This window comes from Dactylosporangium sp. NPDC049140, from assembly GCF_040648435.1.
The window spans coordinates 1-13,246 of the sequence record NZ_JBEZDS010000105.1; the positions used below are offsets into that span (position 1 = coordinate 1).

General features: G+C 73.7%; 13 protein-coding genes. 5 read left to right on the forward strand and 8 right to left on the reverse strand.

What is annotated here, in order from left to right; translation table 11 throughout:
- Nucleotides 1-130: 130 nt before the first annotated feature.
- A complete protein-coding gene (locus AB0B76_RS57725) occupies nucleotides 131-376 on the reverse strand; it encodes a transposase (RefSeq protein ID WP_360394609.1) in 246 nt (81 codons plus the stop codon).
- A gap of 773 nt (nucleotides 377-1,149) precedes the next feature.
- Here AB0B76_RS57725 and AB0B76_RS57730 point away from each other — a divergent pair.
- The gene (locus tag AB0B76_RS57730) at nucleotides 1,150-1,572 is read left to right on the forward strand and encodes a hypothetical protein (protein WP_360394612.1); all 423 of its coding nucleotides are present in this window, start codon (nucleotides 1,150-1,152) and stop codon (nucleotides 1,570-1,572) included.
- Nucleotides 1,573-1,751: 179 nt separating this feature from the next.
- On the opposite strand, the gene AB0B76_RS57735 is transcribed toward AB0B76_RS57730, so the two are convergent.
- From AB0B76_RS57735 to AB0B76_RS57745, 3 genes are all read right to left on the reverse strand, one after another.
- Nucleotides 1,752-2,522, reverse strand: a complete 771-nt coding sequence (locus tag AB0B76_RS57735) for a transposase (protein ID WP_360394615.1) — start codon at nucleotides 2,520-2,522, stop codon at nucleotides 1,752-1,754.
- A complete protein-coding gene (locus tag AB0B76_RS57740) occupies nucleotides 2,408-3,109 on the reverse strand; it encodes a transposase family protein (RefSeq protein ID WP_360394618.1) in 702 nt (233 codons plus the stop codon). The genes AB0B76_RS57735 and AB0B76_RS57740 overlap by 115 nt, the downstream gene beginning before the upstream one ends.
- Nucleotides 3,110-3,234: 125 nt before the next feature.
- Nucleotides 3,235-4,128 (reverse strand): ADP-ribosylglycohydrolase family protein, encoded by an 894-nt coding sequence (locus tag AB0B76_RS57745; RefSeq protein WP_360394621.1) that lies wholly within the window; start codon nucleotides 4,126-4,128, stop codon nucleotides 3,235-3,237.
- Between the two features lie 38 nt (nucleotides 4,129-4,166).
- Between AB0B76_RS57745 and AB0B76_RS57750 the strand changes: the two genes are divergently transcribed.
- The 3 genes from AB0B76_RS57750 to AB0B76_RS57760 are packed head-to-tail and all read left to right on the forward strand — an operon-like array spanning nucleotide 4,167 to nucleotide 8,721.
- A complete protein-coding gene (locus AB0B76_RS57750; RefSeq protein WP_360394624.1) occupies nucleotides 4,167-5,798 on the forward strand; it encodes an SWIM zinc finger family protein in 1,632 nt (543 codons plus the stop codon).
- Nucleotides 5,795-6,025 (forward strand): hypothetical protein, encoded by a 231-nt coding sequence (locus AB0B76_RS57755; protein ID WP_360394627.1) that lies wholly within the window; start codon nucleotides 5,795-5,797, stop codon nucleotides 6,023-6,025. Before AB0B76_RS57750 ends, AB0B76_RS57755 begins: the two co-directional genes overlap by 4 nt.
- The gene (locus AB0B76_RS57760; protein ID WP_360394630.1) at nucleotides 6,022-8,721 is read left to right on the forward strand and encodes a DUF6493 family protein; all 2,700 of its coding nucleotides are present in this window, start codon (nucleotides 6,022-6,024) and stop codon (nucleotides 8,719-8,721) included. The genes AB0B76_RS57755 and AB0B76_RS57760 overlap by 4 nt, the downstream gene beginning before the upstream one ends.
- 6 nt (nucleotides 8,722-8,727) lie before the next feature.
- Here the strand turns inward: AB0B76_RS57760 and AB0B76_RS57765 are convergent, their stop codons facing one another.
- Genes AB0B76_RS57765 through AB0B76_RS57775 form a run of 3 tightly spaced genes read right to left on the reverse strand, consistent with a single transcriptional unit; the run spans nucleotide 8,728 to nucleotide 10,836 of the window.
- The gene (locus AB0B76_RS57765; protein WP_360394633.1) at nucleotides 8,728-9,612 is read right to left on the reverse strand and encodes an ABC transporter substrate-binding protein; all 885 of its coding nucleotides are present in this window, start codon (nucleotides 9,610-9,612) and stop codon (nucleotides 8,728-8,730) included.
- A 10-nt stretch (nucleotides 9,613-9,622) separates the two neighbouring features.
- Nucleotides 9,623-10,264 (reverse strand): maleylpyruvate isomerase family mycothiol-dependent enzyme, encoded by a 642-nt coding sequence (locus AB0B76_RS57770; RefSeq protein WP_360394636.1) that lies wholly within the window; start codon nucleotides 10,262-10,264, stop codon nucleotides 9,623-9,625.
- Nucleotides 10,261-10,836: a TetR/AcrR family transcriptional regulator gene (locus tag AB0B76_RS57775; RefSeq protein WP_360394639.1), complete on the reverse strand. Its 576-nt coding sequence runs from the start codon at nucleotides 10,834-10,836 to the stop codon at nucleotides 10,261-10,263. Before AB0B76_RS57775 ends, AB0B76_RS57770 begins: the two co-directional genes overlap by 4 nt.
- Before the next feature lie 122 nt (nucleotides 10,837-10,958).
- On the opposite strand from AB0B76_RS57775, the gene AB0B76_RS57780 reads away from it, so the two are divergent.
- On the forward strand, nucleotides 10,959-12,932 hold the full coding sequence (locus AB0B76_RS57780; protein ID WP_360394642.1) for an Hsp70 family protein: 1,974 nt from the start codon (nucleotides 10,959-10,961) through the stop codon (nucleotides 12,930-12,932).
- A 55-nt stretch (nucleotides 12,933-12,987) separates the two neighbouring features.
- Here AB0B76_RS57780 and AB0B76_RS57785 read toward each other — a convergent pair.
- Nucleotides 12,988-13,246 (reverse strand): hypothetical protein (locus AB0B76_RS57785; RefSeq protein WP_360394645.1); only part of this gene is annotated, 259 nt, incomplete at its 5' end.

The following is a 13,246-nucleotide window of genomic DNA, read 5'->3' on the forward strand; positions in this document are numbered from 1 at the left end:
GCCAAATGTACGGCAGAGCCGGATTCCCGTTGCTACGACACAGAATCCTGCTCGCATGAGCGCCGAGACCACCACCGTCTTTGCGCCAGAGCCGTTCGTTTTACAGTCCCCCGATAAGGGCTCAACGAAGTTAGCGGGGGTTGAGGTGTCCTTGGGCTCGTCGGGTTGTGGCGCAGGGGGTTCGGAGCCCCTGGTTGACGGGGTTACGGAAGCCGGAATCGTCGCAGGCGACGGTCTTGATGACCCGGTTGGTGCCCTCGGAGCCGGCGTTGGTAATGCCGGTATGGATGAACGCCAGGATCTCCGGCCACCAGGTCTGCACCGTAGTGTTCGATGACATTGAGGATGCTCGCGTCTGGCGGGTCCTGGAAGGCACTTCGAGGAGGTAGAGGCTGTGCGGGGTGTGTCGCCGTGGCGGCCGCAGTCGCTGTGCGCTGCACCGGTTCGGGTGTCTGCCGCGCAGCGGCAATGGGTTTCTGGCCTCGAGGTTGGCCAGACGGCGTTCGCAACGCCAACGGCGGGCTGGGCAATGGTCGGTGGGTTATTCGGTCGGCGGGAGGAGCGCCGGCTGTTGTACACGGCCGACGCGGGGGCTTCGTGGACCACGCAGCTGTCATGGCAGGGCAGTCTCCTGGGCAGGTTGACAGCGTTCGACGCCGAGCGGGCCGGGCTTGCGCTGGGGTTGTGGGAGCACGCCAGCGAGGTCAACGGGCGGCCGGTTGGGGACGGAAGCGGCCCTTTGCCGATCTTTGCTGGTACCGAGGACGCCGGTGAGTCCTGGACACTGGGCTCGACGCCGCGCCCCAGAGACTTCACCGGGATGTTCCACTTCCTGTCACCGCGCCAGCTATGGGTATTGACGGCGCGTCCCTTCGACGAGCAGCGAGACATCGCGCGTACCAGCGACGGCGGGGCGGCCTGGGCCACGATGCAGGCTCCGGGGAATCTTCCGGTGATCCTGGTGGCGTTCTCAACCGTGGCAGACGGGGTGCTGGTCGCGGTCGATGAGCGGCGCAACGACATTCTGTGGGTCACAGGCGATGGTGGTGACACGTGGAGCCGCATGCCGCTGCCTTCTCCGCCCGTGCCTAAGTCCGCTATGACCTGGCTAACCCCGGTTGTGCGTCCGGGGAGGCCGATGCTGCTGCTGTGGCGGGCCGACGATTCAGCAAGGAGCACGGCCAGGAGCCGCCCAAGTGGGCGGGTACATTCGCCTACCACGGCGGCGGGCAGTCCTGGTCCGGTCCGTACCGGCTACCGATGGCGCATACTGACCGTGACCTCGCGGTCGTCGGTCAGGACGGTAGGTTCTGGGCGGCCTCGGGGCACAACCTGTGGGTGGCCAACGACCTGGCCGGACCGTGGTGGCACTACACGGTGCCGCTGCGCGGGGAGCACCTGCGTGGCGTGGCCTCGGACCCGACCCTGGCGCCCGTGCTCACCACGGAGGTTGTTGACGACATCGCACCAGTCGGTGACGGCGTGGTTTGGTTGACCACCAACCATGGCCGGCTGTTCCGCAGCGAGGACGACGCTGAGCACTGGACCGAGCTGACGGTCGAACCCGGCTGATCCACGTACAGCCGGCAATGCTGAACAGCTCCCCGTCAGAAGGGACGGGGACCGGCCGAGCGCGCCGGACTTTGATCACACCCATCCGCCACCGACCATCAAGAACCTCGGGGTCGAACACGAGGCGAAAGCCTGCCGGCCGCTTGGCTACCTGGCAAGCCCATACAGGCTCTGCGAGGTTAGCGGTGGTCGAGATGTCCGCGGGCTTTGCGGGTGGTGGCGGTTCGGGTTCGTAGTCGCTGGTTGACGGGGTTGCGGAAGCCGTAGGCGTCGCGGGCGAGGGTCTTGATGACCCGGTTGGTGCCTTCCGAGCCGGCGTTGGTGATCTTGGTGTGCAGGAACGTCAGGATTTCCGGCCACCACGTCTGGACGGTCGTGGCCAGGCGCTCCAGCTCGGGAAGGCCGGCGTCCGCGCAGTGGCGGTAGAACCGGTACAGCAGGTCGCGGACCTGTTCGCGGTCCGGGCGGGTGCAGGCGGTGGCGAGCAGGTCGAGGAGGTCCTCCTTGGCGTGCCACGCGGCGGTGATTGGTGTACCGATCGCTGTGGGCAGGCCGGCCAGCTCGTCGAGGAGGGCATCGACGTATTCGCCGCACATCCGAGCAGCCGAGCGGGTCAGCCGGTTGCGGAGTTCCCACTCGCGGTTGCCTTTGCGGCCGCGCCGGCCGCGGTGGGTGACGGTGACCCGGCGGCGGACCTCGGTGAGGGTCTGGTTCGCCAGCTGCACCAGGTGGAAATGGTCCACGACCAGGGTGGCCTGCGGCAGGACCCGGCGGATCGCCGACTTGAAGATCGTGCACATGTCGATCGCGACGAACCGGACCGCGTCGCGCGAGGCTAGATCGCGTTCGGCCAGCCAGTCGATGACCGCCTGGGCGGTGCAGCCTTCGACCTGTCCGAGCAGGCCCTGCCGGCCGGACAGGTCCACGAACCCGACGTGCCAGCGGTCCACGACGCTCTGCCAGACACCGGTAGCCTCGTCGAGGACCCACCTCGGCCGGCCCCGACGGACCTCGTCATGCCCAACACCTGCACCGGTTCGGGCTGGGCTGGCAGCACCGCCCGGGCATGGTCGGTGAACGCCGCCGCGACGACCGGCCAGGACACGTCGTGATCGCGGGCCGCCTGGACCACCGTACGGCCCTGATCGGCCACCGCGGCCCCGGCCGCAGCCCGCACCCGCGTGGTCAACCGCTTGCGCGGCGGCACTGCCGGCACCGACTCGGTGAACGAGCGGCGCCGGCACGCCGCCTCGTCACAGCGCCAGCGACGCTTGGTCCACACCAGCCGTGGCCGGCGGCCACCAACCGGCAGATCACGCGGCCGGGTCACCCGCCGGCCCTTGGACCGTCGGGCCCAGGTGCCGCAGTCGGGGCAGTGCCGTGCCTGCTCATTGGCGGTGACCAGATGCACCACCGGTCCGTCGGTGTCGTCGGCGACCCCGACCACGGCCAGGCCGTCGAGGCCCAGCAGCCGCGTCGTATCGTTCACCACGCCCGTAGCTCTTCTGTTGTGATCATCTTGCTTCGACAACAACATGATCTACGAAAGCTACGGGCACCTATCAGCCAGGGTCCACAGTGGAGCCCCGCCCGGCGGTCAAACCCCCACCAAGTTCGAAGAGCCCCGATAAGTCGGGCACGCCGCGCCGCGACTTATCGGATTTATGCCTTATTTCCGATTCCCACCAGCGGCTCCCGCTGCGCCAGCCACGCCTCCGGAATCCCGCCCCGGCCGGTGAACGCGGCCACGACCCCGCCGACGATCGCGCCCGTGGTGTCGACGTCTCCGCCCGCCTCGACGCACGCCCGGATCGCCGCCGGATAGTCGTCCAGTCGCGTCGCGGCCACCCACAGCGCGAACGGCACCGTGTCCTGCGCGAGCACCTGCGAGCCGTTGCCGAGCTCGTACGCCGCCTCGCCCACACTCGCCCCGAGCAGCCCCCGCGCCCGCCGCAGCCCGTCGAGGACCTGGCTGTCGACGAGGTACCCGGCCACCGCATCCAGCAGTTCCCGAGGCTCGGGCCGGTGGCGTACCAGCCGCGCCCACCCCACCTCGGCCGCCGCGACCGCCACGGCCACCGCACCGAGAATCCCCTCGGCGTGCGCGTGCGTGACCTCGGCCGAGCGCATCGCCTCCAGCGCCGCCGTACGCGTGTCCCCCGCATGGAACGCCCCGAGCGGCGCGACCCGCATCGCCGCCCCGTTGCCCATCGAGCCCTGCCCGCCGAACGCGTCGCGGGTCACCACGCGCCACGGCTCCCCCTCACGGATGCGGCGCAGGATCACCACCGCGCCGCCGCCGTACCCGCGGTACGGCTCGAACCGCTCCGCGAAGGCGCGCGCGAGCCGGTCCTGATCCACGGCCCCGGGCCGGCCCAGCTCCGCGGCGAGCACGCTCGCCATCTCGGTGTCGTCGGTCCACGGCCACGAGCCGGCGGGCGCCGTGCCGTCGAGAAGGTCTTCCCAAGTGGTACCGGGAACAAAGAACTGCGCCCCAAGGGCGTCTCCCACACTCAGCCCGTCCAGGCTGTCCATACAGAGTCCGAAGTCGGTCATCACAGAAATTGTCGTACCCCACCGCTAGATTCGGCCACATGAACGTCGTGCAGGAGTTCCGGTATCTCGCCCCGTCGACCGCCGGCGCGGGCGGCGTGGCCCTGCAGACCAGCGGCGGCCCCGAGGCCAACCCGCGCTTCTTCGCCGGATACCTGACGACTCCCCCGGCCGCCGCGGCCGGCCTGCTCGCGGTCGCCGACGTGGCCCGCACCCGCTACCACCAGCCCCGCGACCCGGCCAGCCTCGACCCGGTCGTCACCGGCAGCGCCGACCGGCTGCGGTTCGAGTCGTTCTCCGGCTGCTGCGGCGTGTACGCGCGCCTCGACATCCTCCCGCCCGGCCTCGACGGCGAGCTCCTCGGCCACGGCACCACAAACGTCGACGTCAACCCGCCCCTGCGCGAGGCCCTGGCCCGCATCGCCGGCCTCGACCCGCTGCACCTGTCCGTCGGCCCCGACGCCCTCACCGCCAAGACCCTCGACGGCACGGTCGTGGAGAAGAAGGTACCGCTCCCGGCCCGCTGGCTGCGCGGCTTCGCCGAGGTCCACGTGCTGTCGGCCGGCTTCGACCTGCGCGCGGAGTTACCCGCGACCGAGGCCGCGGCGTTCCTGCGCCGCCTGCCCGGCGCGAGCGACCGCTCGACCCTGTGGGCGGTCCCGTCCGGCCGCACACTGCGCCTGACCTCACGCCCGGTGCCGGGGGCGGTCTGCCTGGCCGGCGCCGGACGGCTGGCCGCATTACGACCATTGCTGCGGCAGTCCACCAGCCTCCGCATCTACGGCCCCCCACTCGCGACCGGCTCCCCGCCCGTGGCCAGCGCGTGGGAGCTGCAGACGGAAGCACTGCGCCTGACCCTCACCCTGTCGCCCGAGGTACACCGCGGCTTCTCCGGCGAGGGCGCCGCCCTGACGTCCCTGGCCTCCGACGAGGTCACCGACGACGCCGAGCTGGTCGGCGCCCTGCTGTCCTGGGACCCGACCATCGACGTGGCCGCCCTGGCCGACGCCGCCGGCCTGGAGCCGCCCCGGGTCCGTGCCGCCCTGGCCCAGCTCGGCACCGCGGGCCGCGTCGGCTACGACGTGACCGAGGCCGCGTACTTCCACCGCGCAATGCCCTACGACGCCGCCCGCGCCGAACGCGACAACCCACGCCTGACGAGCGCCCGAGCCCTGGCCGAGTCCGGCGCCGTGACCCTGGACGCCGCCGTGCCCGCGGGCAGCGCTATGCCCCCGGGCAGCGCCGTGCCCCCGGGCAGCGCCGTGCCCCCGGGCAGCGCAGTAACCCCAGGCCGCGCCATGCCCCTGGGCGGCACCGTGGCCCAGGACGGTCCAGTAACCCCGGGTGGCGCCGCGCCCCCAGGCGGCGCAGTAACCCCGGGCGGCGCAGTAACCCCGGGCGGCGCAGTAACCCCGGGCGGCGCAGTAACCCCGGGCGGCACCGTGCCCCCGGGCGGCACCGTGACCCAGGACGGCGCAGTAACCCCGGGCGGCGCCATGCCCCTGGGCGGCGCCACGTCCGCAACGGTCCGCAGCGGCGACGAAACCTACCGCGTCCGCCTGCTCCCGGACGGCACCACGACGTGCACCTGCCCCTGGTGGGGCAAACACCGCGGCCACCGCGGCCCGTGCAAACACGCCCTGGCCTTCACCATCGCCCAGGCCAGCACATGACCGCCCCCATCCCCGCTCCCACTCTCAACCCCGACCTCGCCGCCCGCACAAGCGCCCGCGACTTCCACCCGCACACCGCCGCCGGCGCCCGCGCCTCCTCCCTGCACACCGCCGCCGGGGCCCGCTCCCGCCCGCCAGCCCACGCCCGCACCCACAGCCCCCGCGCGAAGACCGCCGCCGGCGCCCGCCGCGCTCATTCGCGCTCCATGGCCGGGACACAGGCATGATCAATCTCAACCTGATCAGCAACGGCAGCGCCGCCGAGCTCGCGAAGGCGGTGGCGGCGCTGGACGGTCCCGGGCGGGCGGCCGCGTTCAAGGCCCTTGAGGCGTACGCCAAGCGCACCTCCGAGGAGCCCCGCCGCGGCGAGGCCAACACCGCCCTGGCCGTGGCCACCGTCGGCACCGCCCCGTCGGCCGCGGCTGCCGCCCGGCTCCTCCGGCCGCGCCACTTCACCCCCATCCCGTCCAGCGCTCCGGCGGTCGTGGCGACGGCCCGTACCCGGGGCGTGCCGTGGCTGCCCGACCTGGCCGCCCGTCTGGCCGACCGCCGCCGCGACAACCTGTGGGACGGGTCCTGGGAGTTCGTCGCCGCGCTGTTCACCGCCGAGGGCGCCGCGCCGCCGCCCGGCGACTGGTTCGTGCTCGGCTGGCTGCTCTCCCTGTCGTACCCGGGCGAGGGCCGCCTGCGCTCGACCCCGATCGCCGAGCGGCTCCGCACCGACCCGTTCCTGGACGCCCTCCTGCCGCGCGTGTTCACGGTGGACGGCGCGGGTGAGCGCCTGCTCGTCTGGGAGGTGCGCGGTCGCCCCGGTGGCAAGCTGGCCCTGGTCGAGGCCCTGGCCGAACTGTCGGCCGAGGGCCGCCTGGACCGTACGACCCTGATCACCGCAACCTTGTCCCGCCTCCTGCGCGGCGACCGCCTCCCGGCCACGCGCGCCTACCTGACCCTGCTGACCGCGCTGTCCCCGACACCACAGGAGGTGACGAACGCCGGAGGCGACTACCTGCGTCTCCTCGCCGACGCCCAGGTCACCGTGGCCACGGCAGCGCAGAAGGCACTGCGCACGGCGGAGACGCTGGACCTGGACGCGGTCCTGGAGGCGTCCCGGGCCGTCCTGCGCCGGCCCGACAAGACCCTGGTACGCACCCAGCTGACCTGGCTCGAGACGCTGATCCGCCGCCATCCGTCCCGCAAGCCCGACATCGTGCGGACACTGACCGAGGCGCTGGACCACCCGGCAATCGACCTCCGCGAGCGAGCCGCCGCCCTGATCGCCAAGCACACCCCGGCTCCCACGACCACGACCGCCACCGCCGCGGCAACTGTCCCGGCGTCTCCGGCCTCGGCCGTGCTCACCACCGTCTCCGGGGACGACCTCCCACCTACCCCACCGCCCCTCCCGGCCCCGCCGCCGATCGCCGGCCCGGACGAGCTGGCCGAGGAGGTCGCCGCCTTCTACAGCGACCGCCCCTTCTCCGCGCTGCTGCCCCTGGAGCGGATCCTCGACGGCACCGTACGTCTTGCCGCCGCCGACCACCCGGCCCTCCGCGCCGCCCTCAGCCCGGTGATGGAGCGCCACCGCGAGGGCATGGGCGAGCACACCTGGGACCCGAACTGCCTGTGCGGCGCCTTCACCCGCCTCCTGCTGTCCGCCGCCGACCCGGCGCAGGCCGCCGCACCGAACGCCGAGCGTCACGGCTGGGCCGCCCTGCTCACCGCCGCGCGCCGCTTCCTGTCGCTGGGCGAGGCGCCACCGGACCGCCGCATCCCGCCCCCGCAGCGGCTCCTGCGCGCCCGCCTGGCCGAGATCGGCATGCACCTGGCCGGCGGTGACCTGCCGGCGGGCGGCCTGCTGAGCGCCCCCGAGTCGGGCAACGGTGCCCTGACGACGGAGACCCTGGTGGCGCGGCTGACCGCCCGGGGCGAGCGGGAGCCGTGGCCGTGGGACCTGGCCCAGGCGATGCTGCGCCTGCCGCCCGGCCCCGACCCGACCGCGGCGGCCCGGTCCGAGGCCTTGGGCACCGCGGCCGGCGCGCGCCTGGCGACCTGGCTGCGCAACGGCGGCCTCCCGGCCCCGCGGTGGCAGGTCAACGTGTGGGCCCGCCCGCCGCTGAAACCCCGCGACCAGTACCGGTTCGGCAGCCTCCCGACCGTACGTGTCGAGGTAACCACGGCGCCGCCCAGCCTGGAGCCCGCCGCGCCGGGGACTGCTTCGGCCGCAACGGATTCGCGTCCGGCGCCGGTGCTCGACGACCGGGCCGTTGCCGAGGCGGCGGCCGGCCGTGAGACGTTCGGTCTGCTCGGTGCTCCCGCGCCGCCGATCGGCACCGGCAGCGGGGGCTGGCACCGGCTGTGGCCGGGTATCCTGCCGTGGCACCGCGGGCTGGTCGCCGGGTTCGCCCTGGCCGACGCGGCCGCCACCGCCGACATGGACCAGCGCGGCGGCGCCGGGATCCTGCCGCTGCTGGCCGAGACCGCCGGCGATGGCGGGCCGGCGCTGCCGATCGCCGTCGCGTACGCCCTCGCCGCGCGGCACGAGGCCGACCGTCTCGCCGCCGTCGACGCTCTGCTGTTGCTGGCCGCGGACGGGGCCTTCGATGCGGAGACGGCCGGGCGCTACCTGGGGCTGCTCGCGACGGCCGGGGCGGTCACGGTGAACCGCGCCGTGCCGCCGCTGCGAGATGCGGCCGCCGCCGGGGCTCGGCTCAGCGTGTTCCGGTTGCTGGCGGCCGCGCTGCCGGCGCTGCTCGGTGCCGGGCCGCCGCCGCGCGGTACGCCGGATCTGTTGACGCTCGCCGCTGAGACCGCCGCGGCGGGGCCGGGGCGGGTGGAGATTGCCGGGCTGGCGGAGACCGCCGCGCGCAAGGGCTCGTCACGACTGGTCGTCGAGGCCCGGCGGCTGGCCAAGGCGGTTTCCTGAGCGGGTTCAGGCCACCCGGCGCACCGTTCCCGGCGGGGGCGGGGGTACCAGGTCCGGGTGGAGCACCGCGGCCAGGGCCTCGACGCCGTCGATGAGGCGGGGGCCGGGGCGTACCACCAGGCCGTCGGCGTCGATGGCCCAGACCTGGGCGGCGGGGAAGCGGGGCGCGACCAGGGCCGCCTGCTCGGCGGCGCCCTCCAGGTGGTAGCCGCACGGGGAGACCACCACCATGTCCGGGCGGGCCTCGGCCAGGTCCGCCCAGTCGACCGCGACCGACCGCCGGCCGGGCCGCGCGGCCACCGCCTCGCCGCCGGCCGCCGTGACCAGGTCGGGTACCCAGTGGCCGGCGGTGAACGGCGGGTCGACCCACTCGACGACGAGCACGCGCGGCCGCGGGCGGGCCGCGACCCGCTGGGCGACCGCGGCGAGACGGGAGCGCAGGCCGGTGACCAGGTCGGCCGCGCGCGCCGGCACGCCCGCGCGCGCGCCGACCGTCACGATGGTGGCGAGCACGTCGTCCAGCGAGTGCGGGTCGAGGGACAGGACGTCGGCGCGGCAGCCGAGGTGTGCCAGGGCGTCCTCGACGTGGTCCGACGGCAGGGCGCAGACCCGGCAGAGGTCCTGCGTGAGGATGAGGTCGGGGGCCAGGCCGGCGAGGGCGCCGGCGTGCAGCGTGTACAGGTCGGCGCCGGCCGCGAACTGGTCGCGCACGTAGGCGTCGATCTCGCCCGGGGTCAGGTCCTTCGTGTCGCGGCCGCCGACGACGACGGTCTTCTCGGCGCGGGCGGCGGGCGGCTCGTCGCACTCGAAGGTGACGCCGACGAGGTGGTCGCCGAGGCCGAGGGCGTACACGATCTCGGTGGCCGACGGCAGCAGGGAGACCAGGCGCATACCGGCGAGCCTAGACCGCACGCAGCGACGGGACCCCCGCGCCGGTCAGGTCGTCCAGGGCCACGAGCCGCCCGCAGACGAGCAGGAGCAGCGCGCGCATCGGGCCCTCGATCGCCGGGCCGGCGCCGAGGTGCCAGGCGGTGTCGGTGGCGCTCAGCGAGTACCGCTGCAGGGTCTGCTTTATCGGGAAGGGGCGGGGCCAGTGCATGGTCATCATGCGGGTCGCGGCGGCCGCGGCCGCGTCGGGCGGCACGGGCAGGTCGCGGCCCAGCGGGATGGCGATGTCCTGGCTGTGCACGAGGATGTCGGTCAGGGTTTCGTACCGTGTGACGCCCAGATTCGGCCGCCGCGAGCCGATCGACGCGCGGAGCCGGGCGACGAGCTCGTCATCGCTGCGCGAGCGGGCCTGCACCACGGCCATGTCGCGCAGCGCGCGGTTCAGGTTGCCCCGGGCGCGCAGCACGATCGGCACGCGGGACAGGAACGCGCCCGGGCCCATGTGCTGCAGGGTCAGGTGGGCGGCGACCTCACGCACCGTCCACTGTGTACAGAGAGACGGCCGTCGCCACTCCTCCGGCGTCAGCGACGACAGGAGGTCGGCTACGGCGGCGTACTGGGAGTCCACGACGGACCACAGCCGGTCGGTGTTCATGGCGGCGCCTCCTCGGCGTTCGCGACGACGGCCTCGGCCAGGGTGCGCAGCTGCGCCGACGGGTCGAAGGCCGGGTCGGGAGCGGCCAGCTCGTGCAGGACGATGCCGGTCCAGTGGTTCATGACGATCGGGGCGTCGCGGTCCGGATCCCGGGAGCCGCTGGCACGGATCCAGGCCGTGGCCCAGGCGTTGACCTCCGCGCCGGTCGCCAGCAGCCGGGCGCGCAGGCCCGGGCGGATGGCGGCCTCGAGGAGGATGGCGTACCGCGCCAGGGTCAGCGACCGCTGCGGACCCGTCGCCTGGTGCGCGAAGCGGGTCAGCACCTCGGCGAGCTCGGCCGGGCCGGTCGGCCGCACCTGGGTGGCGATCTGTTCCCAGTTGGCCCGCTCGCGCTCGGCGAAGCGCTCGACCACCCCGTCGATCAGGGCGTCGCGGGTGCGGAAGAGGTTGGACGCCGAGCCGGCGGGCAGGCCGGCCGCGGCGTCGACGGCCCGGTGGGTGAGGGCCCGGATCCCGCCCCCGCCGATGACCTCGATCGCCGCGTCGAGCAGCCGCGCCCGCCGAGTTCCCATCCGGCCAGACTACATCTGTAGTTGCGTCGGGCCAAGCAGGCGGAGGGGTTGCTCCAGTTGCGGGCGGGCGGGGGCCGATATCTGGCAATCGGCCAGGTGACCGACTGTTATTCTCGCCGACCATGACAGCTGCGCGCCTGCGCCTCGGGGTCGACTTCGGGACCTCCACCACCATCGCGATGCTCCAGCGGCCCGATGCGCGCGTCCAGCCGCTGCTCTTCGACGGCTCGCCGCTGCTGTCCTCCGCCGTCCTGCTCGGGCCCGACGGGCAGCTGCACACCGGCCGCGACGCCGCCCACCTGGCGCGCAGCGCACCCGAACGGCTGGAACCGAACCCCAAGCGTCGGATCGACGACACGGCCGTGCTGCTGGGCGGGGCCGAGGTCGGCGTGCGCGACCTCATCGTCGCGGTGCTGAGCCGGGTCGCCCGCGAGGCCGCGCGGGTCGACGGGCCGGTGCGGGACCTGGCGCTCACGCACCCGGCGAACTGGGGGCAGAACCGGCGGGCGATGCTCGCCGACGCCGCGCGGCAGGCCGGGTTCGTGAACATCGAGCTGGTCGGCGAGCCGACGGCGGCGGCCACGTACTTCGCGCACACCCGCGGCGCCGGGCTCCCGCTCGGCGCGTGCGTGCTGGTGTACGACCTCGGGGCCGGCACCTGCGACGTCACGCTGCTGCGGCGCACCCGGACCGGCTTCGAGCAGGTCGCCTCCGACGGGCTCAACGACGTCGGCGGCCTCGACGTCGACGCCGCCGTGGTGGCGTTCCTGCAGGCCACGTACGGCGAGCTGTGGACGTCCCCGGCCCAGCGGCGGCAGCTGTGGGACGACGTGCGCTCGGCCAAGGAGATGCTGTCGCGGGCCAGCGGCACCGTCATCGGGGTGCCGGCGCTGGGCCGCGAGGTGCCGCTGGGGCGCGAGCAGCTGGAGGGGCTGACCCGGCCGGTGCTGCGCTCGACGATCTCGATGACCCGGGCGATGGTCAACGAGTCCGGCGTCGGCACGGCCGCGGTCGCCGGGCTGTTCCTGGTCGGCGGCTCCAGCCGCATCCCGCTGGTGGCCACGATGCTGCACGAGGCCCTCGGCATCGCGCCCGTCGTGGCCGAGCAGCCCGAACTGGTGGTGGCCGAGGGTTCGCTGTACGTCAACCGCATGCCCAGCTCCGCCCCCGTGACGGCCCCGGTGTCGGCGGTACCGTCCTCGGGCGTCCCCTACCCGCAGACGAACACGTTCACCGCGACCCCGGTCTCGGCCCCCGCGTACGCCCCGGCCCCGGTGTCGCCGCCGGTCCCGGGCTACCCGCCCCCGCCGCTGACCCCGCAACAGCCCTTCCCCATGCCGCCCCGGATGGTGCCGCCGCAAGCCCCGCCGCACGGCCTGCCCCCGGCCCGGCCGGCGAGGAACCGCACGGCGCTCGTCGCGATCGTGCTCGCCGTGGCCGTCGTGCTCGCCGGCGGCATCGCCGGCGCGACATACCTGCTGCGCGACAAGAACAACGGCCAGGCTCAGGGCCCGACGGGCGGCCCGAACACCGGGGCCGCGAACGCGCAGAAGGGCCCGGGCAAGTACGTCCTCGACAACGTGCCCGAGGACGAGTGCGCGAAGTCGGACGCGAGCGTGTACTTCGACGTGTTCGAGGGCGAGATCGCCAAGCCGTCCGCGGTCCGCACGCCGAACGCGACGGTGAACTCGAGCAGCTGCGCGTACACCCGCTCGCACGCCATCACCGACCCGCAGCAGCAGCGCACGGCGAGCATCTCGTTCAACGTGTTCGCCTTCAACGACGTCTCGCTCGCGCAGACCACCCAGAACCAGGAGGCCGCGTCGGCGAAGATCGCCGGGCCGAACGAGACGATCCCGGGCTTCGGCGAGGAGGCGATCATCTACGAGACCCCGGGCACCGGCGACGCCGCGAACCGGGAGCTCCGCCTCACGCTGGGCATGCGCGACAGCAACGTGCGCCTGCAGGTGTACTTCTACGCGACCCGCGCCGACGGGGCGCCCTGGACGCAGAAGGAGAAGAACGACCTGCGCGACAAGACCGTCGAGGCCGCGAAGGCGACGTTCGCGAAGTCGGCCGCGGGCATGAAGCGCTGACACGGCGAAGGCCGGCCACGCGATGCGTGACCGGCCTTCGGCCAGGGGGAGGCGATCAGTTGGCCGCGACGCCGTACTGGCCCTCGCCGCCGTGGTACTGGGTGCCCTCGGCGAACGCGGCGTCGAAACGCTGCGACAGGGCGTCGAGCTCGCCGAACTCGGCCTGGTGCGAGTCCTCGCTGCCCTCGGCGGCGAAGACGTGGTCGTCCTCGGACGCGGTGTGGTTGTAGTTGGTGTAGTCGTCCGACTCGGCGTGCACGACGCCCGGCTGGTCGAACTCCTCGTGGTGGCCCTGCGCGAAGTTCGTGGCCTCC